The following is a 22162-nucleotide window of genomic DNA, read 5'->3' on the forward strand; positions in this document are numbered from 1 at the left end:
GGGGAGGCGCAATCGCGCGCGCGCCGAGTTTTCGGCCCGCGCGCGATTTCAGCCCTGTTGTCAAGGTTGTGCGGAACGAGCTGCAGCAGGCTCCTTGGCGGGGCATTGGGCGCCCTCGTCCACGAAGCTGATGCGGCCTGTAACAGGCACGGAGATGGGCTTGCCCCGGCTCTTCCACCAGGTGGCGAGCGCCTCCCGGAGGAGCAGCTCGCGCCCGACGCCCAGGTCGATGCGCTCGGGGGGCAGCTGCGACAGGACGGAGCTCAGCCCGGCGGCGCCGCGAGCGAGGAAGTCCGGCATGACCACCCGGTAGAGGCGACCGGGCTGAAGCGGCTTGCCATTCGCCAGGGTGGCGTCGCGCAGGCGCTCGGGGCCAGCGCAGCGGGAGAGCTTCACCTTCAGCCCGGACTGCTGGAAGACGCCGGAGCCCGAACCATAGGCAACCGTCAGCAGGCGCCGCAGCTCGTCCCCGTTGACGGTGACGATGGCCACGGTGTTGTCGAAGGGCAACACCTCATAGAGATCGCCATAGGTGAGGGCACCGGCCTTCACGTTGGCGCGCAGACCGCCGGAGTTGAGCAGCGCCACGTCCGCCTTCTCCATCTCGCGCAGCGCATCCGTGAGGACATCGCCGAGCGCGCTCTCGGCCTCGTAGTTGCGCCCCAAGGGCTCGGTGACGGTGACGCCGAGGGGCCGGCGCTGCTCCTCCTCCACGCGTGCGAGCGCAGGAGCCACCAGCGCCTCCACCGCCTTGTCCGGCTCCACCGGGCCCCCGAGGAAGGTGGCGGGCACGAGCTGCACCTCGGCGCCCGCGTCCTTCACCTTGCGCGGGTCGCAACTTCCACTCTTCGCCTCCACCTTGCCGCACACGGGCACGGCGGCCTGGATGCGGGTGCTGGCGGGCACCACCTTGCGGCTCACCGGGTCCACGAAGAGCTCTACCAGGCTGAAGGAGCGCCCCAGGCCGGAAGTGGAGACGATGGGCACGTCCCCGAAGAAATGGCCCATGGCCTGGTGGGTGTGGCCGGCGAAGACGGCGTCCAGGGTGCCCGGAGGCAGCGCCTCGACGAGGTCCAGGATCTCCCCATCCTTCCGATCACAGCTCGAGGTGTCGCGCGGGTTGGAGAGGTCCGAGCACTTGCCACCGGCATGGGCCAGGCCCACCACCACCTCGGCGCCCTGGGCGCGCAGGCGCTTCGCGGCCTCCAGCGTGGTGGGCAGCATGTCCTCGAAACGCAGCGAGGACACGTGGGCGGGGTTGGAGATGCGCGGAGTGGACGGGGTGGTGAGTCCCACGATGCCCACCTTCACGCCCTTGAGCGTCACCAGCAGCGTGCCGTCATTGCCAAGCCACGCGGGGGGCTGGCCGGAGGCGGCGTCGCGCACGTTGACGGTGAGCAGCGGGAAGCGCGCCTGGCGGATGCGCGCGGTGAGCGCTCCGACGGCGTCCTCGCCCGGCCCGGGCACCGCACGAGGCCCCACCGGCCCGTAGTCGAACTCGTGGTTGCCGAGCGCCGCGGCGGCGTAGCCCAGGTGGTTGTAGACGTCGATGACGGCGGCGCCCTCGGTGAGGTTGGAGGCGAGGGTGCCCTGGAAGAGGTCTCCTGCGTCGAGCAGCAGCACCCCGCCCGGGTTGTCCGCGCGCAGCCGGGCCAGGTAGCCGGCGAAGACGGCCGCCCCACCCTGTTCCACCTCGAGGCCACCGGGCAGCGAGGTCTTGTGGGACATCAACCAGCCGTGGAAGTCATTGGTGGCCACCAGGGAGAGCCGCACGGGCTCGGCGGGGGCCTGGACGGCCTGAGCGGAAGAAGAGGACGTCTGAGAGGACGGCTCCGCGGGACGCGGAGCACTGGCACAACCAGCGGCCACGAGGGCCACCAGCGCGAAGAGGAGTCGGGAGGGGTACATGCGGGCGGCGAGTTGAGCCCACCCGCCCCCCGCAGGCAACCGGCATCAGGCCCTGGGGCGCCGGCGCGAGAACAACAGCACGCCCGCCAGCACGAGCAGCATCGAGCCCGGCACGGACACCGAGGCGCAGTAGCAACTGGAGCCCGGGTTGTCCGTGGGCACATACCCGGGGACCTCCGGAGGCGGGGTGCCCACTCCCGTTCCGGGTCCTCCCCCGGCATCCGGCGTGCCTCCATCCGTGGGAGTCGTGGGACCCCCCGTGTCCACGACGAGCGGTGTCGTAAACCCGGTGGCGATCGACTGCCACGGGACGAGCTTGAGGTTCTCGTTGTTGCCCACCGTGTTGGTGCTGTCATGCACGGCCAGCATCCCCAGCGGGAAGCGCGACCCCAAGGCGCGGTTGGTCACCACCAGGTGACGCGGACGATCCACCGCGTCGATGCCACCGTCCGCGACGACGGTGAAGCTGCCCCGGAACGTATGGGCGGCGGGATCGCGCTCGTAGATGCGCACCGCGTTCTCGCCTCCATTCACCGCCAGCAGGTAGCCCCGGACTCCGGAGGCCGTGTAGAGGGCCACTCCTCCCAGGGGCACGCTGAGCCCCCCTCCGGTGACGCCATCCACCAGGGTCCGCGCATCATCGTCGTCGGGTTCGGCGCCGTACCGCCAGATACCGACGTTCTGCTCGACGACGTAGAGCCTGCGCTGGGCATCGTCGACGGCCAGGCCCACCACGGCGTCGCCCACGTCGAAGGTGCGTACCGGAGTGACCTGGACGCCTCCATCGCCCACCTGACCGGTGAGCTCGAACTGCGCGACGATGCCCGTACTGCTCCCCGCGAAGGCGAAGAAGCGCCCGGTGGTGGGGCTCACGTACAGCGCCACGCTGTTGGGGACAAAGCCCGTGGTGGTGATGGGCGTCAGCCCCGCGCTGCGGATGGCGAGCGTCGTAGGGTCGATGATGTACGCCACGAGTGCCTGCAAGGTCGGGTTGGCCACCATCACCAGAGACTGGGAGACGCCCGTCACCTGGACGCTCTCCTGCACGTCCACGCCCAACGCCACACCATCGGAAGCGAGCAACGACAGCTCGGTGCCATCGGTCCGGTAGAGCAGGAGCCCTCGCTGGTTGTCCGCCACGAGGAGCACGCTGCTGGCCGGATCCGAGGGGTGCATCCACAAGGCCGCACCCTGCACCACGGTCCCGGTGCCGGGCACCGGATCCGTCTCCAGCGTGGGCAACACCTGGATGGACTGCTGCGCCAGCACGGGCAGGCCGGCGAGAAGGACAGCCACGGCAAGAATTGTTCGGAAGCGCACGACGGCCTCCTGGGCGTTATTCGCTGCAACGGGTTGGACACGAAGACCCGCCCAAGCAAGCGCGAACGGGCCGGGGAAGTTCACCGGCGAGCGTATATCCGAAGGCTCCAGTATCCTCTTGGATATGCACACCGCACTTCCAGCATCACGGGCGCAGACACAACCCTGGTGGAAGGAGCCCAACAAAGACCAGTGGCGGACCTTCCTGGCCGCCTGGGTGGGCTGGGTGCTGGATGCCTTCGACTTCACCATCTACCTGCTGGTGATACCGGAGATGGCGAAGGAGTTCGGCGTCGGCGTGACGGTGCTGGCGGGCTCCATCACGCTGACGCTGCTGGTGCGGCTCGTGGGCGGAGTGGCCGCTGGAGCGATGGCGGACCGGTGGGGCCGCAAGCTGCCGCTGATGATCTCCATCCTCTGGCTGGCGCTGTGCGACGGAGCGGTGGCGTTGGCGCCCTCGATTACCTGGGTGCTGGTGTTGCGCACCCTCTTCGGCTTCGGCATGGGCGCTGAGTGGACGAGCGGCGCAACGCTGGCCATGGAGAACTGGCCCGAGCGCAGCCGCGGCATCGCCTCGGGCATCCTCCACGGAGGCTGGGCCGTGGGCTACCTGCTAGCCGCGGTGGTGTCCGGCTTCGTGGTGCCGCTCTGGGGTTGGCGGGCGCTCTTCGTCATCGCCGCGGTGCCGGCGCTGCTGGTGTTGCCCATCCGCTACGGAGTGCCGGAGAGCTTTGATCGCGAGAAGGCCCTGGCCGAGCGGCGGGCTCGCGCCTCACTCGGGCGCACGGACCCGGTGCTGCTGACGCGGCTCGCCTGGGGCTCCCTGGTGATGGCCTGCAACTTCGGGGGCTACTACGGGCTCACCAGCCTGTACCCGGTGCTGCTCAAGACGGAGCTGGGGATGACCACGCAGAACGTGTCGGTGCTGGTGACGATCGTCAACGTGGGCATGCTGCTGGGGACGGCGATGTGCGGGGCCCTGGCCTCGCGGCTGGGCGTGGCGAAGGCGGTGGCCATCGCCGCGTTCAGCATGCTGCCCTTCCTGCCGCTCTACGTAGGCCTGGAGCCCGGGCTGATGTGGCTGGGCGCCTTCGCGGGCGGCTTCTTCGGCGCGGCGCCTCCGGGCATCGCTCCGCTGCTGCTCACCTCGCTCTTCCCGGCGAGCATCCGCGGCAAGTGCGTGGGGCTCGTCTTCCACGTGGGAGCCTTCGTGGCGGCCTTCATCCCCACCGGCATGGCGGCGCTCGTCGAGCACGCCGGCTTCTCCCATGCCCAGGTCATCATGGCGGTGGGCGGCCTGTGTCTGGTGGCCATGGCCCTCGCGCTCGCCCTGCGCCCGAAGTCCACGCTGGACGAGGCCCCCGCCGAGGCCCCGTCCCCTTCGTTGGGCTGAGCCCGCTTCCCGCCACTACGGCGACACGATGGAGAAGGCGACGTCCTTCGTGTCGATGCCAGGCCCCCGGATGCGCAGCGTGCCATCCACTCGGATGATGCTCTGGGTGGACGGGTCCACGTGCGTGACCAGGCCCACCACCTCCGAGGCATCCGCCACGCTGGTGCCGAAGAGCGGCATCGCGAAGGGCTGCATCCGCCACCGGTCCGCATCCAGCCGCGCCCAGATCTGCTGCCGCTGCTGACTCCCCGAGCCCTGGGGAAGGACCGTCAGGGCGAGTGCACCCGGACGGGACGCCTCGGCCGCCGCGAGCACGAACTCCACGGGCGTCGTGCCCCCCCGCCCCGGGACCTGGACGATCATGCGCATCGACGAAGCCCAGGAGCCCACGGCGGGCCTGGCAACCGTGAACTCCGTGCCGAGCTCGCCCCAAAGCGCGCCCCCGGAGAGGAACGGCAGACCCGGCAGCACCCGGAAGCGGTAGCGGGCCCCCTGCGCGAGCGGCGCCGCGGGCACGAACGTGAGACGTCCGCCCTCAACCTCCACCGCGCCGGACACGCGATTGCCCAACGCGTCCTCCAGCACCACGTACTCCGCCGCCACCTGGGAGGCCGTCTTCCCCTGGGTGTCATCCACGCTGTCCGCGAAGGCCACGGACGGACGCACATCCGGGTAGACGCCCTCGGCACTGTCGAGGTCCGGCCAGATTCCCATCGGCGCCCCGCCCTTGGGCGTCAGCTCGCGCAGGAACGACAGGAGGTCAGCGCGCTCCTCGGCACTGAGCGACACCTTCACGTAGTCGAGCGCCACGTCCACGGCGGCCTCCAGACTCCGAGCCTTCGCCCCAACGAAGTAGACGCCGTGGCGGTAGGAGCCCAGGAGCGTGGGGATATCGGCCGGCTCGCCGGACTTGCCCTGCGCGATGTAACCCCGCGACGTGTACAGCGGCGGCACGTGGCACCCGGAGCAGGAGGCCTTGCCGTCGAAGAGCTCCTTCCCGCGCAACGCGGCCTCGGTGTAGCTGCCGTCCAGCCGGGTGTGGCCCGTGGCCCTGGGAGCGCCGAGCAGCGAGCCCAGGAAGGCCTGGAGGCCGAGCGCCTCCTCGGGTGTGGCCGGACGCGCCACGATGGACGAGGGCCCCTGGTAGCCGAAGTTTTCGGAGCTGGAGACGTAGGCGCTCCACCCGAGGGGCGTGGTGGCATCCAACAACTGCAACGGGCGAACGTTGTGCCAGATGGACGGACCAAAGCGCCACACCATGCCATCGTTCTGCGTCTCGACATGGCAGCTCGAGCAGGAGTGGTTCGCCGCGAAGCTTCCACCCGGACGGGTGAAGACGCGCTCGCCGAGCGCCACGCTCGCGGGACGCGGATCCTCCCCGAGGTTCACCTTCTGGCGCACCGTCCCGTCCGCGCCCAGCACCCACAGCTCGAAGCTCTGGAAGCAGTGAACGGCCACCGTGCCCGCGGCGTCCAAGGCCACGAGCTGCCGGGCCCCCGCGCCCACCTGGACGCGGGCCTTCTCGGCAAGCGTGTTCCGATTGAGCGCCACCACCAGCTCCGAGGACTCGGAGGAGACCCAGAGCGTGTCCCCTACCGCGAGCACGCCAGCGGGATTGACCACCGGCCCTCCAGAGCCGGACTGGCGAGTCAGGTCGGCGCGCCGCAGCACAGTGGGCAGCCCCGCGTCCGCATCCACCACCACCACCTCATGAACGAAGGGCTTCGCCGAGGCGTCCGCCTGAGAGGGCTCGGGGTCTCCATCGGTCGCGGCGACATACAGCTCGGTCCCGTCGGCGGAGAGCGCCAGGGCACGCAGATCGGCGGAGACGCCCTCAACGATGGAGGTCGCGGTCAGCGACGCGGTATCGACGACCCAGATGTCCTTGTCATCGCTCAGTCCGTACGTGCCACGCGTGTCCTTGATGCGGTTGCCGGAACGGTACGAGGCCACGAAGAGCCGGCGGCCATCGGGAGAGAGGGCCAGGGCCCGTGGATCGAACCCCACCTCCACGCGCGCCACCACCTCGCGCACCGTGAGGTCCACCACCGCCACCTGCCGCTGCGTGGCCAGCGACACGTACAACCGCTGGGCGTCCGGCGAGAGCGCCAGACCGGAGGGCTCATCTCCCACCCAGAGGGAGTCCACGAGCACGCCGCGCGCCCTGTCGATGAAGCCCACGGTGTCGCTGCCGCGGTGGGCGACGAGGACGTAGGGCAGCGGATCGCGCCAGGCCAGCGCCGAGGGCCAACTGCCCACGGTCACCTCGCCATGCTTGCGCCAATAGGTGCCGTCCACCCGCGCGACGCGGCTCACCGTGTAGGAAGGCCCGTTGGCGGTCCACAGCTCGTCACCGACGCGCAACACACCGGAGAGGGGCGGCAGGTAGTGGTTGCGGAAACGCTCAGCCGGGGAGCGAGCCACGACATGGAGCGACACCTCGGAGTTGCTCAGCTCGCCCAGCCGGAAGACGTAGTCCCCCGGCAGGTCGGGGGTGAAGCGCGGCTCGGGAGCGCCCCGCATGTAGGGAGTGTTGCGGCTGCCCTCGGGCGCGGAGACGACCTGCCACTCCAGGGTGGAGGAGCACTGCGCGTCCTGCTTCAACCGAGGCAGATAGAAGACCTCGCCCAGGGTATGGGAGCGCGGGTTCTGCAGCGGGAGCAAGGCCTCGGTGCAGACCGGCTCCGGGCTCGGCTCCGGCTCTTCACGGCACGCACCGGCCAACAGCAGCAGCACCGACGAGGAACAGAGAAGGAGTAGACGCTTGGCTCGCATGGGAGCCTGGCATAGAGGCCCCTTTCTCGCGGAGCAACCCCCCTGCGCGCTCTCAAGGGCCGCACGCTAGGATGGCCCCCATGTCCCGATTGCTGAGAATGATGACGTGGGCGCAGGTGCGGGCCGAGCTCGATGCGCTGGAGCGCGCAGAGGGAGCCTCGGTGCCTGGCCCCTGGACGCTGCCGCAGGTGCTCCTCCACTGCGCCCAGAGCATCGACTGCTCGCTCGACGGCTATCCGAGGCTGCGCCCGGCCTTGTTCCGCGCGACGATCGGCCGCATCGCGAAGCGAAAGTTCCTCTCGCAGGGCTCTATGTCCCACGGCCTCGACGCGGCCATTCCCGGGGCGCCCGCGCTGGAGGACACGGATCTCGCCCCGGCCCTGGCACGCCTGCGCCAGGCCATCTCCCGCTTCGAGGCAGCCGACGCCTCCGCCCTGAAACCGCACCTCGCTTACGGCCCCTGCGACAAGCGCGAATACGAGGCGCTGCACGCCATGCACCTCGCTGATCACCTGAGCGCGGTACAACTGACTCCGGCCACCCGAGCGGCGTGAGCCATCCAGCGGGGCCCGCTCTTCCCGAGGCAGCGAGGGGCGGTGGTAGGCTGGCCGGCATGGCCAGCAACATGTCGTGCATCGGCATCACCGCGAGGGACCAGGCGGACTTCGGTCGCCGCATGTCGCTGCTCCTGGAGCGCAGCGAGCCCGCAGGGAAGTCGGGGGCCTACGAGCTGCGCGTCTGGTCGGATGCGAGTGGCGCCAGCGTCAGCTTCGTCCTGTCGGAGGACGGGGTCGAGTGCGCCACCCCGAGCTTCCGCGCACAGTCCCGGCTCCATGCGCGCGCGAAGAGGTTCGCCAGCGATCCGGACTGCCGCTTCTGCGACCCGCTGTTCGTCGACATCGTGGACGCGAAGGGCGAGTGCTTCTACCCGCTGGCCACGCAGCTCGAGGACATCCTGCTTACGCGTGAGCGAGTGAGCGGGGGGACCCTCATTGAGCTGGGCGTGTGCGCCTTCGCCCATGGCATGGAGGTCTGGGCGGACGAGGCAGCCTTCACGGCCGCACAGGCGAACGAGGAGGTGAAATTCGCCGCCGAGTCCCTCATTCCCTCGGGCCTGTTCTCGCCGGAGGGACAGGATCTACCCGAGGCGGCTGAGGCCTTCCTCACGGGCCGGGTGCTGGAAGCGGGGCTGCGCGAGAACCTCACCACCGGGGAGACGTTCCAGCACGCCATCGTGAAGACGCTGGGAGGGAACTACGACGTCCTCGCCTCGCCCCGGGAGCTGGCCGCCCCGCTGGAGCCCGGAAACATCATCCAGGGCGAGTTCTGGTTGGTGGGGCGAGTAACGTCGGGCCTCGCCGAGGCGCCCCGCCCCGGGCTGCTGAACCGGATCTTCCGCGCCTGAGCGTCCCGCTCTACTTTCGAGGTAGGCTCCAGGACCATGTCCCTGAGGGCGCTTGCCGCTGTCATCCTCACGCTCGCCCCGGTGCTCACCGCCCTGGGTGGATCCAAAGAGCCCGCTGCCGTCCTGGTGGACCGGCGCGTATCCGTCCACAAGAAGGCTCTCCCGGATGGCCGGCTGAGACTCTCTTTCGAGCACTCGCCACTGCTGTCACGGGATTTCAGCGTTGACGAGGCGCGCGGCGTGCTGGCCCTCCACGGTCGTCCACCGAGTGCCCCTGAACTGCGGACGCCCATCCTCGCAATGACGGGCATCATGCCGTGTGCCTCCGGCTGCGCACCCGCGAATTGGGAGGAGCGGCTGCGCGAGGAGTACCTCGCGAAGTACGGGTCCCCGACCCTGCACCTGCCGGAAGCACTCGAGAACAGCCGACAGGTGATGGCCCTTCGCCTCTCAACACGGTTCATGGGCACTGGCTTTCGGGATGCCGCGCATGAGCTGTTCAACGATCCCCTCTTCGTTTCAGGTGTCGTGCTCTCCACGGCCCTCTACATGGCCGCGTGGCTGGCGCCCGAGCCGCTGTTCAGCAAGGCGTTCGCCTCCGCGCTGACGATCGTGCTCATGACGAGTTTCACCGTAGCGGAGATCCGCAACGTGGCCGTGACCGTCATGCGACTGTACAAGGAAGCGGATCAGGCCCGGACGGTGCAGGAGTTGGAGAAGGTCGCGGAGCGATTCGGGAAAGCGTTGGGAGGTACCGGGCTGAGGCTCCTGGTGATGGTGGCGAGCTACGGGTTGGGCAAGGCCCTACCGGTCGTACCACCCGGCGGCTTGCGAGGGAGAAGATGGGCCCCGGCGGGTGCGGATGCGCTGGATGACATCCTGTTGACTGAAGCGACGACGGTGCAGGTCGTGGCGGATGGCAGTGTCGTGGTCGCTGGAGCGACGCTTGGGAACGCGTCAGCCGCTGCTCGGGCCGAGAGCATCTGTGATGACGGCTCGAACAAGAACGGTGAGTGGCATCACCTCGCGACCATCAACAACCGGAAGTCTTCCGCACGGGGTGGACCGTGGACCCCAAGGTTCGAGGAACTATTCAAACAAGTAGGAATGAGCCTCAGCGACTCCGCGAACCTCGTCCATATACAGGGTCACGAGGGGCCGCATTCCGAGCAGTACCATCAAACCATTTATGAGCGGCTCAGGACCGTACTCGTTGAATGCACAGGCCTGAGTGAATGCAAGCAAGCATTCACGAATGATCTCAAAAAGATTGCCGACGAACTCTGCACCCCTGGCAGTGACTTGAACAAGATGTTGATCAAGAAGGCTCGGCCTTGAATCTTCGTGACACCATGCCCCCCACCTATTTCAAACTCGTTGAGGACCTGTACGCCCCCGACGGCAGCGACGGCTGGGTGCTGCAAGGCCCATTCGATGAACACGGCGCGAGACTCACCGAGCCTGGGAAATTCTGCCGAGGACAGCGTCTCGACATGGCGGACCAGGCGGAGCCCCTCACGTTCCGAATCGCTCAACCTGCTGGGACTCCGGTTGAGTTCAACATCTCGGCAATTGGGATTCCCGTCGTTCCCGCTCGGGTCGTACACCTATTTGAACAGCTGGGAGTACAGGACGTGCAATTCCTACCGACAAAGATTGCCTCACATCCAGGGCCTTGGTTCATCCTCAATGTCACCCGGGTAGTGAGGTGCATCGACGACGCTCGCTGTCGTGGAGTGACGTACTGGAAACCCGAGGACGGAGAACCCCAAAAGGTCGGAACCTACCGGGCCGTCTACGACATGCGCATCGACCCGGCAAAGACCGAAGGGGCTCGCATCTTCCGGACCTGGGGATGGCGCGTGGCAATCGTCGTCTCCCAGGACATCAAGGAGGCCCTGGAGCGAGAGCACGTCACCGGGGCCAAGTTCATCGAGGTGTGACCACCACCTTACGCGCCGATCAGCCCGCCCCAGTCCCCGCGCAGGTACGCCTCCAGCGCCAGCTTGCGGCCGAGCCTGTGGTCCGTGACGAGGCCATCCTGGCATCGGATGGTGCGCACCTTGTCCCCGCGCTGGCCGCTCCACCTGGCTGCGCCGCTCCGCGTTGGCGGCCCGGGCCGAGCCTTCCTGTCGGGCCTGGAGGAGCCGTGCGCAGGACACGCAGCGCGGTGTCTCGGTTGCGGTGCTGGCTGCGCTCGGACTCGCAGCGGACGGTGAGTCCCGACGGCAGATGCGTGAGGACAACAGCGCTCTCCGTCTTGTTGCGGTGCTGGCCGCCGGGCCCGCTGCCGCGACTGGTGCGCCACTCCAGTTCGGAGGGCGGAATCACGAGCGCGGTGTCCTCGGGCTCCTGGAGGACGGCCACCGTCACCGTGCTGGTGTGCACGCGGCCTCGCTTCTCGTTGGGAGGAACCTGCTGCCAGCGGTGACCTCCGGGCTCATGCTGGAAGACGTGGGCCGCATCCGCCCCACTGGCCCGGAAAACGATGAAGCCTGGGCGCCCCTCGAGCACCTCGAGGCTAAAGGCCCCTCCGAGCCCCCAGCTTCGTGTAGAGGGCCCACTGCTCTCGCACGAGGAGCCTGGCGTCGTCGCCGCCCTCGGCCGCCCGGAGTTCCACGATGACCGCGGTCATGGTGTGTCCTGATGGCCTGAGCGGCGGAAGGAGCAACCTCCCCCAGAATTCTGAAGCCCGGCGGGGCGCCCGCCAGTCGCTAAGCCCCAGACATAGATACTGCCCACCCCCGTCATGGTGTCGAGCCAGGAACGTCGGCGAGATTCCGCCATCGCATACTCCTATGTGGACAGAAACCATGTCCGAGGGCTTCGTGGTCGTCCGTCCTGCGCTCTATTCAGCCAGAGAAGTCTCGCCCAACCCGGAAATCGTCGCTATCGTCTCGTGCCCATCTGGCGGGGTCGATGAGCGAACCGAAAGACCTACTCGATGACTTGGGCTTTGAACCGTGCTTCGAGACGGTCACCAGCGGCGTGCACGTCGCTGATGTCGAGGTGGAGCACACCAGCGCCGCCGACTACTTCAAGGACTCTCTCGGCCGCCCTTGGGTCCGGAAGGTCAACTTGGGCTGGCAAGAGCTGCTCGCCGAACTCATCGGCTGGCTCCTTGGCAAGGAACTTGGGGTGCATCAGCCAGCGGGCGCGTTCTACAAGGGCAATGGGGCAGAGGTGGGCTGGCTCAGCGCGATGATTCCATCACCGTTCCATTGGCACGGGTCGCACGCCCACTTCGTCCAAAACATCGATGAGCTCGGCGCCATGCTCACGCTCGATGCGCTCATCCACAATCACGACCGGCACGCGAAGAACATCCTCTTGACCTCGACGGGCGAAGAACCAGATGTGCTTGCCTGGGCCATCGATACCGGTGCTGCCCTCGTGGGCTTTCCAGGAGACTTCATCGACGTTGGCCTCGCCATTCCAGAAAAGCCGAACCTCGCGCGTGGGTTGCCTGTAGGGCTGATGGAGGTAGGCGCCTACAAGGCGGCCAAGAAGGCTGCCGAGTTGGCGGGCTCAGCTGTCCTGCGGCACTACATCAAGCAGAGTTGCATGCTTGTCGGAGAGGAGGGAAGCGACCTACTGTTCACTGCCCTCTCCAACCGTATGGAGCAAGCAACCGACTTAGTCGACCGCTACATCAAGGTCGTTGGAGCTTTAAAGTGACCACCCGGTTCCGCCTCGTACAGTACGTGCCGGACCCCTTCGCAGGGTCGAAGGTCACTATTGGTGCGCTCGTGGAGAGCGCCGGCCACGTAGAATTTGCGCGAGCCTCCTGGCTTCCTGGGCCTGGGTGTATTGGGGGCCGCAAGTCCTACTTAGCCATGCACGCCATCTTGGATGCTCTGGCCAGCCCATCGCGCTTCGATATGCCCTCGGGCGAGGTGAGCCCCTTGGCGCGACTAGGCGGCGAACTCAGCATCCCCGCCGAAGTGACAAATCCGCGGGCTTGGCTGGAGAAGTACTTGCTGCCGCAGAAGCCCTTAAACGATCAAGACGCTAAAGAGATCGCGCCCCGTGGTCCGCATCGGGACACTATCGGGCAGCGCTTCTTCGAGCAGTGGCAGGTGGCCCAGTTCGTCCAGCGACGGTACGCACCAAGCTTCGTTCCACGCACGCACCCGAAGGCAGCCGCGAAGGTCTCGCAGTTCGTCGACGGTCGGCAGGAACTTCTACTGATGGAGCCGGTCGTCGGCACTCGCGTGCACCTAGAGGATGACCTCCAGGCCATCAGCCAAGAGTTCCTCGCGTTCCGCGAACTCTTCCGCACTGCGAACATGAACAAGCAGCCCGTCTTTATCGCCTACGTGATGACTCGCGGGCACATGGCTGCCGTCGGCGCGGCACACCAAGTTCTCTCGAAGGCTGCGGACCAAATCATCAACGTGGACGACCCAACCCAGCGCGAACCATTCCTTAAGCGGATCGTCGATGTGGGCAGTTCGGCGATGCCTCAAGGGAGACTGCCTCTGCAGTAGGAGCGGGGTCCTAAGAGCCTATTTCGGTAGGAGTGCGTGGAACCAAGCGATGATGCCCAGATTGAGATGCAGCATCGCCAAGCAGGCGTCCTCGCGCGCCTCCCAGCGCGCCAGCAGGTGACGGCAGCGCACGCCTAAGCGCCCGGACATTAATTCTGTACACCTGCGGCGTGGCGCTGCTGCATCCGCCCTACGCCGTATCCACCAAGGGCTGCCGCATAGGTGATCAACATCTATGTCCGGGCGATTAGTACTCTCAACACGGCCAAGCATGACCTCCGCACAACGCCTGTACACGCGCGCCGGCTTCGTCCGGGCACCCGAGCGCGACTGGAGCAAGGCCGGCAGCGCACGACTCGTCTACACGCTGGAACTGGCTCAGGATGCGAGTTCCACCCGTCCTCGCGCGAACCACTGAACGGCGTAGTCGTCAGCGAAGCCCTCCGCGCGCCGCACGCGCCTTCTGCTCCGAGCCCCTCGCCCGGAGTCCACGAGGTGACCGACCTCGTGGATCAGCAGATGCTCCAGATAGAAACGGCGCAGCCCCTCCGCGGTGAAGCACAGGAAGTTGCCCCGCTCATCGGAGACCAGCGTCGGAGCCCAGGGCCGGTAGAAGCGCAGCACGGCGGGGGGAACGGACTGGCGCCCGAAGTACAGCAACCGGTCCACCGGCCAGGGGTACAGGATGATGGCGGCGACCCCACTACCTCGAACGAACTCGGCGAAGGGAACCTGGCCCTCGTCGTAGGCCCGCGTGGACACGCGCCGGAACCAGACATGGGTCAGCCTCTCGACGTGGGATGCGGGCAACTGCGCCAGGACGGCCCGGACCTCGTCCGGCGTGACGGGAAAGAAGAAGGCCCGCGACGGGTTGTCGCAGCGGAAGATGGGCACGGCCTGCCCTGGCGCTGGCGCTTGGAGCGAGTGCGTACGGCCGTGGAGCCCCTCCGTCAGCTTCGGCCATTCGCGCCCACCGTGGACCACGCCCGCGCGGCGGCTCTTCCTCCAGGGTGTCGAGATACGCGGTGGCATGGCTCCCCTCAATGTCCGTTGGCCCCTCAGCGTCGCAGCACTTCCTCGTAGGCCGCGAGCGTCTCGTCCGCGCAGCGCGCCCAGGTGAACAGGGCCGCCTGCCGCTTTCCTTCCTCCGCCCAGCGCCGCCGCTCGGTGTCCGAGCGCAACAGCCGGTCCATCGCCTCGGCCAGCCCCTCTGCATCGTCCGGCCGCACCGCCAGCGCTCCTTCTCCGCACACCTCCGGCGTGGCCCCCGTCGTGGACACGATGGCCGGAGTCCCCAGCCGCATGGCCTCCAGCGGCGGCAGCCCGAAGCCCTCGTACTTCGAGGGGAACGCAAACACCGTCGCCCGCCGCATCAGCTCGAAGAACACCGCCTCGGACTGGTACCCCAGCGAGCGGATGTCATGGCCCTGCGCGCGCATGCGCTCCACGCGCGACTCCACCGCCCCCGAGCCGAACCAGCGCTGCCCCACCATCACCAGCGCCGCGGGCCGCCCTCGCGCCTTCAGCCGCTCGAGCGCGTCCAGCACCAGGCTCACGTTCTTCCGCACGTCCAGCGAGCCCGCGTACAGCACGAACCGCTCCGGCAGCGACAGCGTGCGCAGGAAGGCCTCGGCGGTAGCCTCAGGCACGTGGCGATCCACATGGTCCACCCCGTTGTAGACCACGGACACCTTGCCTTCGGCCTCGGGGTGGCGCGCCAGCAGATCATCCCGGGTGCATGCGCTCACGCAGAGGATGCGGTCCGCCACCTGGACACTCCGAGCCAGCCACAGGCGGAACTGCCAGCGGTAGGCCCGGGACACCGTCTCGGGCATCAGCAGGGGAATCAGATCGTGAACGGTGACGACGTACGCCTTGCCGGGAATGCGCACCAGCGGGAGGTTGAAGTTGCCCAGCGCGTGGTACAGCCGCGCCTCCGAATCCCTCAGCACCTGGGGCAGCCGGCCCAGCACATACGCCGTGCGCCCCATCCGGCCCCGGGGGTCCTCCCCCGAGACCCGAGCGCCCAACCGCTCCAGGCGCACGCCTCGGGCCTCCAGGCCATCGGCCAGACAGTGGGTGTAGAGACCAATGCCCGTGGTGGGCTCGTCCCAGAGACTCGCATCGAAAGCGACAGGACCCATTGACACGGTGCGCCTCATAGCACGGTGCTGTGATAGGCAGGGTTCCCCTATGGCGGTCCATCAGCTGATTCCGAGCTTCGTGGCGGGCGACGCCACCGGACAGGCGGCGCTGCACCTGCAGATCCTCCTGCGCCGGTTGGGCCATTCCGGCGAGCTCTACGCGGGCGAGGTCGGTGCGGGCCTCGAGTCCCTGGCGCACCCCGCCTCGGCGCTGCGCCCCGGCCCGGACGACCTCGTCCTCTACCATCACGGCATCGCCTCGCCGCTGAGCAGTCGGCTGCTGCACCTGCCCTGCCGCCGGGGAATCGTCTTCCACAACATCAGCCCCGTGCGCTACTACACGGGCACCCCGCTGGCCGAGGCGCTTCTCACGGGGCGGGCACAGCTCGCCGCCATGGCGCCCTTCGCGGACGTGGCCATCGGCGTGTCGGACTTCAACTGCGCCGAGCTGCGCGAGGCCGGCTACCGCAACGTCCACACCGTCCCGCTCTTCATCGAGCCCCAGCGCTTCTCCATGTCCAACGCGGACAAGGATCTGCTGCGTCGCCTGTCGGGGACGGGCCCGGTGGTGCTCTCGGTGAGCCGGGTGGCGCCGCACAAGCGCTTCGAGGACCTCCTGGCGATGCACGCGGAGCTGCTCCGTCAACGGCCCGCGGCACGCCTGCTGCTAGTGGGCGGCTACGAGCCGGGCAGCCGCTACTTCAAGTCGCTCCAGCAAAGGGCGCGCGAGCTGTCCGGGGTGCACTTCCTCGGGAGGCTCAACCACGCGCAGTTGGTGGCGGCGTACCGCTCGGCCAACGTCTTCGTCTCCATGAGCGAGCACGAGGGCTTCGGCGTCCCGCTCATCGAGGCCATGGCCGCCGAGGTGCCGGTGATGGCCTATGCGGCGGCGGCCGTGCCCGAGACGCTCGGGGGCGCGGGCATTGCCTTCGACCAGAAGCGCTTCGACTTCCTCGCCGAGCTGGTGGTGGAGGTGTGTGAAGACACAGCCCTGCGAGAGCGCCTGCTCACTGGCCAGGCCCGGCGGCTGAAGGACTTCTCTGCCGAAGAGACCCAGAAGGCCCTCGCGAAGGCCCTGGGTGAGGACAGACGCCCCCAGCGCCGCGCAACCCCGGCAAGGAAGAGACCCCGCGTGGGGGTGGTGGTACAGCGCTACGGCGAGGTGACCGGTGGTGCCGAGCGCCACGCGCAGCAAGTGGTGGAGCAGCTCGCGCCGCACTGGGACCTGACGGTGCTCACCACCTGCGCGAAGAACCACCTCACCTGGGAGAACGTCTTCCCGCCGGGCGAGGAGCAGGACGATCACGTGGAGGGCGTGAAGGTGCTGCGCTTCCCGGTGACGCGCGTGCGGAACATCCGTCCCTTCAACGCACTGTCCCGGCAGGTCTTCGACAAGCCCAACGAGCGGCTGCGCGAGGAGCACTGGGTGGCCGAGCAGGGCCCGGTGGTGCCTGGCCTGTTGGAGCACCTGGACACGCACGGGGCGGACTACGACGGCTTCGTCTTCTTCACCTACCTGTACGCGCCCACCGTGTGGGGCCTGCCGATGGTGGCGGACCGGGCGCTGCTCGTCCCCACCGCGCATGACGAGCCGCCCATCCGCTTCGGCGTGTACGCGGACGTCTTCGAGCGCCCGCGCGCCCTGCTGTGCAACACGCCCGAGGAGGTGGAGCTCATTGGCCGGTACTATCCGGACCATGCATCCGCGCGGGTGGTGGGCGTGGGGGTGGACGTGCCGGAAAGCGTGGACCCCCAGCGCTTCCGCGAGCAGTACGGCGTGCGCAACCCGTACCTGCTCTACGTGGGGCGGCTGGAGGCCGGCAAGGGCATCCCCGAGCTGCTCGCGCACCACCGAGAGCTGCGTGCGCGCTTCCACGACGCGCCAGACCTGGTGCTCGCGGGTGAGGCGCACATGGACCTGCGCGGCGAGGGCGTGCGCCACGTGGGCCGGATTGGCGAGCAGGACAAGTACGACGCGCTGGCCGGAGCGCTGGCGGTGACGGTGCCTTCACGCTTCGAGAGCCTCTCGCTGCTCACGCTGGAGGCCTTCGCCTCGGGCACGCCGGTGCTGGTCAACGGGCACTCGGAGGTGCTGGTGGGCCAGGTGGAGCGCAGCCGCGCAGGCCAGACGTACACGGACCTGGAGTCGTTCATCACGGGACTGCGCGAGGTGGGCGAGCAGCGGGCCGCGCTGAGCCGGCGCGCGAAGACCTACGCCGCGAAGTACACGTGGCCCCGGGTGGTGGACGCCTACCGGGAAGAAATGGATCGCATCCTCAGGGAGAAGAGCCGATGAAGCTGATGGGACGGGACATCCCCGCGCGCGAGCTGGTCGCGCGCATCGAGGAGCGCCTGCGAGAGCGGGGCCTGCCCTCCTCTGAGCGGGCGGACGTGCCAGAGCAGGGCGTGGAGCCGCGGGTGGATCCGCTCTCCTTCAACCTCCAGGCGCTGGAGGAGAACTCGGACGCCACGCGTGCGCTGCCGCTGCACACCCACCGGGGCGGCGCGGGCCAGCTGGTGCTGGTGGCCAAGTGGGCCTTCCGCAAGACGTGCCAGGTGTTCATCAACGAGGCGCTCTCCCGTCAGCGCGTCTTCAACGGCCACGTGCGCGACTCGTACGCCCAGCTCTCCGCCGAGGTGATCCGCCTGCGCGCCGAGGTAGAGACCCTGCGCGCGGCCCAGGCGGCCGCTCAGGAGCAGACGCCGCCTGCCGAGCCTTCGGCACGCCCGCGGCGCACGGCGAAGCAGACGAAGGCCCCCGAGGAGCGGTAGGCCCCCCTTTTCACTCCCTGGAAGCGTGCTAGAGAGGGCCCTCCCCGAGGACCTCCATCCGCGCACCAGGGGGGATGCACCCATGCTCAACAACAAGAAAATCTGCGTTGTGATGCCCGGCTACAACGCCGAGCACACCGTCAAGAAGACCTACGATGAGATTCCCAAGGACATCGTGGACGATGTGATTCTCGTCGACGACAGCTCCCCGGACCGGACGGCCGAGGTCGCGCGCTCGCTGGGAATCCACACCGTCGTGCACCCGAAGAACCGGGGTTACGGCGGCAACCAGAAGACCTGCTACACCGAGGCGCTCCGGCGCGGCGCGGACATCGTGGTGATGGTCCACCCGGACTATCAGTACACCCCCAAGCTCATCCCCGCGATGGCCTCGTGCATCAGCAGCGGCATCTATGACGTCGCGCTGGGCTCGCGCATCCTCGGCAACACGGCGCTCACGGGCGGAATGCCGCTCTACAAGTTCGTGGCCAACCGCTTCCTGACGGCGGTGGAGAACATCCTCGTCGATCAGAAGCTGAGCGAGTACCACACGGGCTACCGGGCCTTCTCGCGCGAGGTGCTGCTCACCCTGCCGCTCGAGGAGAACGACGACGGCTTCGTGTTCGACAACCAGATGCTGGTGCAGGCCATCCGGTTCGGCTTCCGCATCGGCGAGGTGAGTTGCCCCACGCGCTACGAGGAGGAGTCGTCCTCCATCGGCTTCATGAAGAGCGTGCGCTACGGGTTCGGTGTGCTGGAGGCCGCGGCCCAGTACCGGATGATGCTGATGGGGCTCGGCCATCCCCGGTTCCTGTCCTCGGATGGGCGCAAGTTGCAGATGGATCCCGAGTCCGCCACGGGCGCTCGGGAGGCGATGTGACGTGACGTCCGGCAGCCCATCCCTGGAAACAGCGCCCCCGGCCCCTGGACAGGAGCGGGCCCTGCTCGCGCCGCTGCTGTCCGTGGCAGCCGTGGCGCTGGGGTACGCGATACAGTTCGGCAACGGGGCCCGCCACCCCGACTCGATGGTCCTGCTGACGGTGGCGCTGGTGGCCTCGCTGCTGGCCGTGGTGATGCCGGAGCCCCGTCATGCGCGGATCATCCAGCTCGCCGAGCGGGCGACGATCCTGCTGCTCGGCGTTGGCCTCATCGGGCAGTTCATCTTTCTCGCCACCAGCGCACCCGCCGTGTACCTGCACCCGGGCCGCAATGGCTTCACGTCCTTCATGACGGGCATCGCGGTGGCGGCGGTGCTGGCCGGCGCGGGGCTGAGCGGCAGGCCCTGGCTGGGGAGGCTGCGGCTGCCCGTGCTGGTGGGCGTGCACATCGCACTGGGCTCGTGGATCATCCACTACTCGCCCAACCCGCACATCGACGTCTACACGTTCCACACCGAGGCCTTCCGGGCGCTCGCCAAGGGCATCAACCCCTACGCCATCGACATGCCGAACATCTACGGGCACGAGGAGTTCTACGGGCCCGGGCTGGTGGTGAATGGGCGGCTCCAGGTGGGTTTCCCCTACCCGCCTTTCAGCCTGATGGTGGCATGGGTCGCGCACCTGTTGGGTGGGGACTACCGCTACGCCAACCTGCTGGCGATGGGCCTGGCCGCGCTGCTGATGGCGTCCTGCCGGCCGGGGGGACAGTGGGCACAGGTCGCCGCGGTGGTCTTCCTGTTCACGCCCCGGACCTTCTTCGTGCTCGAGCAGGGCTGGACGGATGCGTACGTGGCAATGCTCGTGGCCGCCACCGTCTGGAGTGCGTGCCGAGCCCCCCGGCTGCTTCCGGTGGCGCTGGGCCTGCTCTTCGCCGTCAAGCACTACATGGTGCTCGCCGCCCCGCTCGTCATGCTGCTTTATCCAGGCCCGCTACCGTGGCGCGAGACGCTCCGCACCCTGCTGAAGGCCGCGGCGGTCGCTACGGTGGTGACGCTGCCCTTCGCCGTGTTGGATCCGGTGGCCCTCTACAATGACCTGATGGGCTTCCAGCTGCGCCAGCCCTTCCGCATGGACGCGCTCAGCTATCTGTCCTGGTGGGCCGAGAAGACGGGCCGGCGGCTGCCCTCGGGGCTCGGCTTCGCGGTGGTGCTGCCCGCCCTCGGCCTGTCGCTCTGGCGCGCTCCCCGGACGCCCTCGGGCTTCGCGGCCGCGATGGCCATGACCTTCACGGTCTTCTTCGCCTTCAGCAAACAGGCGTTCGCCAACTACTACTACTTCATCATCGCGGCCCTCTGCTCGGCCGTCGCGGCATGGACACCTCCCCCATCCCAGGAACAACGGGCCACTCCATGACGACACCGGGCCCGGAGGGCAGCACGAGAGCCGACGGGTGGCAGGTGCTCGTCACGGGCGCGCTGCTGGCGGTGGCCACGCTGCTGTTCCGCATTCCGGTGTTCCTCAACGCCGAGGCACTCGACTCGGACATCACCGTCGTCGGCCTGCAGGCCTGGCACCTGGCGCATGGGGAGTTCTCCCTGCGGCTGTGGGGGACGGACTACCAGGGCATCACCGCGCCACTGGCGGCGTTGCTCGTCGAGACGCTGCTGCCCGTGCGCCCCTCGCTGGCCCTGGCCCTGTCGTCGGTGCTCGGGCACGTGGTGCTGGTGCTCGCCTTGTTCGGGGTGCTGAGACGGGTGGTGCCGCTCCCGCTGGCGGCGCTCGGTGCGGGCTGCGTCGCGGTGTGTCCCGAGCCGCTCAACTACCTCACCTACAGCGCCTTCCGGATCTGGTCCTTCACCCTGGTGTTCCTGGCGCTCTACCTCGGCGAACGGGCCGCGGGAGAGAGCCGCCCCCGGTGGCATGTGCTGTTCGCCGGACTGGCGGGAGTGGCGGTAGGGCTCGGCTACTACTCGGACCTGTTCGTCCTCCAGTTCATTCCGGGACTGGTGCTGTACCTGCTCTGGTGGACCTGGAGCGCGGCACGCCGGCCGCGGTGGCAGGCCCTGGGCGCAGTGCTGCTCGGCTACGTGGTGGGCAGCATCCCCCGCTTCCGCGCTCACATGAAGCCGCCCCGGCTCAGCGAGTTCTCCCTCTCCAACCTCGAGCAGGTCTGGCCCCTCTTCTGGGAGCAGTGCCTGCCCTACGTCACCGGAGCGAAGCTGTTCGCCTCGGCCGACGGTTTCCAACGGCCGGAGCTGCGACCCGAGGGAGCCTGGTTCCCGCTGATGGTGCTGGGACTGGGTGCCTTCCTCCTGCTGGTGCTCGGCGGTGCCCTCATCGCCCTACTCCCCGTGGCGGACAGCGCCGCCCGCCGGCTGGCCTGGTGTGGCGCGGCCTGGATGGGGGTCTCGCTCATCGGCTTCCTCTTCACCGGCCGGGCCGTGGACATGATGAGTGCGCGCTACCTCGTCCCCATCCTGCTCGGCTTTCCGCTGGTGGCGGCACCCATGCTCGACAGGCTCGTGCGCAGTGGGAGGGCCGCGGTGGGAGTGGCCCTGCTGCTGCTGCTGGTCGCTCACTTCGGGGTGGCGGGGTGGCGGGGCTATGGCGGCTGGATCGACGGCGGCCGCCCGCACGTCACGCGCTACGGCAGCGGAGAGGACGAGCAAGCCCTGCTGGCGGCCCTCCAACAGAGGGGGGTGGAGGCCGCCACGGGCGACTACTGGGCCGCCTACCGGCTCACCTACCTCTGGAAGGAGCAGCTCACGGTGGCGCCGGCCCATGGGTCGGAGCGCTACGGCCCGTACCAACAGCGGTTCGCCTCGGCCCGCCGCAAGGCGCTGATCTTCTTCCCCGCCATCCCGGTGACGCCCTACAAGGTGCCCGAGCCGTGGGAGGACAACCTCCGCCGCGAGGGACGCCACTTCGAGCGGCTCACGGTCGGCCCCTACACCGCGCTCGTCCTCGATTGAGCCCCGCCCCAGGCCGCCCCCTGGACCGACGGGGATGCGCCCGAGAGCACGCACGGAGGGCATCCCACCGATCGAGCCATGTGTGGGTGGGGCTGATACCAGCGA

Annotated in this window: 17 protein-coding genes and 1 pseudogene; 12 read left to right on the forward strand and 6 right to left on the reverse strand. The window is 68.4% G+C overall.

The window, feature by feature from the left end:
- Positions 1-60: 60 nt before the first annotated feature.
- Together OV287_RS38700 and OV287_RS38705 are read right to left on the reverse strand one after the other, a co-directional pair.
- Positions 61-1908 (reverse strand): bifunctional metallophosphatase/5'-nucleotidase, encoded by a 1848-nt coding sequence (locus OV287_RS38700; RefSeq protein WP_267539067.1) that lies wholly within the window; start codon positions 1906-1908, stop codon positions 61-63.
- A gap of 45 nt (positions 1909-1953) precedes the next feature.
- Positions 1954-3228: a myxosortase-dependent phytase-like phosphatase gene (locus tag OV287_RS38705; protein WP_267539068.1), complete on the reverse strand. Its 1275-nt coding sequence runs from the start codon at positions 3226-3228 to the stop codon at positions 1954-1956.
- 124 nt (positions 3229-3352) lie between these two features.
- On the opposite strand from OV287_RS38705, the gene OV287_RS38710 reads away from it, so the two are divergent.
- Positions 3353-4621, forward strand: a complete 1269-nt coding sequence (locus OV287_RS38710) for an MFS transporter (RefSeq protein WP_267539069.1) — start codon at positions 3353-3355, stop codon at positions 4619-4621.
- Between the two features lie 15 nt (positions 4622-4636).
- On the opposite strand, the gene OV287_RS38715 is transcribed toward OV287_RS38710, so the two are convergent.
- A complete protein-coding gene (locus OV287_RS38715) occupies positions 4637-7396 on the reverse strand; it encodes a hypothetical protein (RefSeq protein WP_267539070.1) in 2760 nt (919 codons plus the stop codon).
- Between the two features lie 80 nt (positions 7397-7476).
- On the opposite strand from OV287_RS38715, the gene OV287_RS38720 reads away from it, so the two are divergent.
- From OV287_RS38720 to OV287_RS38735, 4 genes are all read left to right on the forward strand, one after another.
- Positions 7477-7950, forward strand: coding sequence for a DUF1569 domain-containing protein (locus tag OV287_RS38720; protein ID WP_267539071.1), 474 nt, complete (start codon positions 7477-7479; stop codon positions 7948-7950).
- A 59-nt stretch (positions 7951-8009) separates the two neighbouring features.
- On the forward strand, positions 8010-8801 hold the full coding sequence (locus tag OV287_RS38725; RefSeq protein ID WP_267539072.1) for a hypothetical protein: 792 nt from the start codon (positions 8010-8012) through the stop codon (positions 8799-8801).
- Positions 8802-8882: 81 nt separating this feature from the next.
- Positions 8883-10139, forward strand: a complete 1257-nt coding sequence (locus OV287_RS38730; protein WP_267539073.1) for an AHH domain-containing protein — start codon at positions 8883-8885, stop codon at positions 10137-10139.
- Entirely contained in the window at positions 10136-10744 is a 609-nt protein-coding gene (locus OV287_RS38735) for an imm11 family protein (protein WP_267539074.1), read from the forward strand. The genes OV287_RS38730 and OV287_RS38735 overlap by 4 nt, the downstream gene beginning before the upstream one ends.
- 265 nt (positions 10745-11009) lie before the next feature.
- Here OV287_RS38735 and OV287_RS56265 read toward each other — a convergent pair.
- A pseudogene (locus OV287_RS56265) lies at positions 11010-11315 on the reverse strand (peptide chain release factor-like protein); the annotation flags it as partial.
- A gap of 405 nt (positions 11316-11720) precedes the next feature.
- Here OV287_RS56265 and OV287_RS38745 point away from each other — a divergent pair.
- Together OV287_RS38745 and OV287_RS38750 are read left to right on the forward strand one after the other, a co-directional pair.
- A complete protein-coding gene (locus OV287_RS38745; RefSeq protein WP_267539075.1) occupies positions 11721-12479 on the forward strand; it encodes a hypothetical protein in 759 nt (252 codons plus the stop codon).
- A 158-nt stretch (positions 12480-12637) separates the two neighbouring features.
- Complete coding sequence (locus tag OV287_RS38750) at positions 12638-13291, forward strand: hypothetical protein (protein WP_267539076.1); 654 nt, start codon at positions 12638-12640, stop codon at positions 13289-13291.
- 378 nt (positions 13292-13669) lie between these two features.
- Here OV287_RS38750 and OV287_RS38760 read toward each other — a convergent pair whose 3' ends face one another.
- Together OV287_RS38760 and OV287_RS38765 are read right to left on the reverse strand one after the other, a co-directional pair.
- Complete coding sequence (locus tag OV287_RS38760; RefSeq protein WP_267539077.1) at positions 13670-14323, reverse strand: hypothetical protein; 654 nt, start codon at positions 14321-14323, stop codon at positions 13670-13672.
- Between the two features lie 26 nt (positions 14324-14349).
- Positions 14350-15435 carry a glycosyltransferase family 4 protein gene (locus OV287_RS38765; protein WP_267542491.1) on the reverse strand — a complete coding sequence of 362 codons (1086 nt, stop codon included), beginning with the start codon at positions 15433-15435 and terminating at the stop codon, positions 14350-14352.
- A 49-nt stretch (positions 15436-15484) separates the two neighbouring features.
- Here OV287_RS38765 and OV287_RS38770 point away from each other — a divergent pair, with 49 nt between their 5' ends.
- The 5 genes from OV287_RS38770 (at position 15485) to OV287_RS38790 (ending at position 22057) form a co-directional block, all read left to right on the forward strand.
- Entirely contained in the window at positions 15485-17731 is a 2247-nt protein-coding gene (locus tag OV287_RS38770) for a glycosyltransferase (protein ID WP_267539078.1), read from the forward strand.
- Positions 17728-18207 carry a hypothetical protein gene (locus OV287_RS38775; protein WP_267539079.1) on the forward strand — a complete coding sequence of 160 codons (480 nt, stop codon included), beginning with the start codon at positions 17728-17730 and terminating at the stop codon, positions 18205-18207. The genes OV287_RS38770 and OV287_RS38775 overlap by 4 nt, the downstream gene beginning before the upstream one ends.
- Positions 18208-18289: 82 nt before the next feature.
- Positions 18290-19087, forward strand: a complete 798-nt coding sequence (locus OV287_RS38780) for a glycosyltransferase family 2 protein (protein ID WP_267539080.1) — start codon at positions 18290-18292, stop codon at positions 19085-19087.
- Between the two features lies 1 nt (position 19088).
- On the forward strand, positions 19089-20498 hold the full coding sequence (locus OV287_RS38785) for a hypothetical protein (protein WP_267539081.1): 1410 nt from the start codon (positions 19089-19091) through the stop codon (positions 20496-20498).
- Positions 20495-22057 (forward strand): glycosyltransferase family 39 protein, encoded by a 1563-nt coding sequence (locus OV287_RS38790; RefSeq protein ID WP_267539082.1) that lies wholly within the window; start codon positions 20495-20497, stop codon positions 22055-22057. The genes OV287_RS38785 and OV287_RS38790 overlap by 4 nt, the downstream gene beginning before the upstream one ends.
- Positions 22058-22162 lie beyond the last annotated feature (105 nt).

The organism is Archangium lansingense, from assembly GCF_026626635.1.
Lineage (GTDB): Bacteria > Myxococcota > Myxococcia > Myxococcales > Myxococcaceae > Archangium > Archangium lansingense.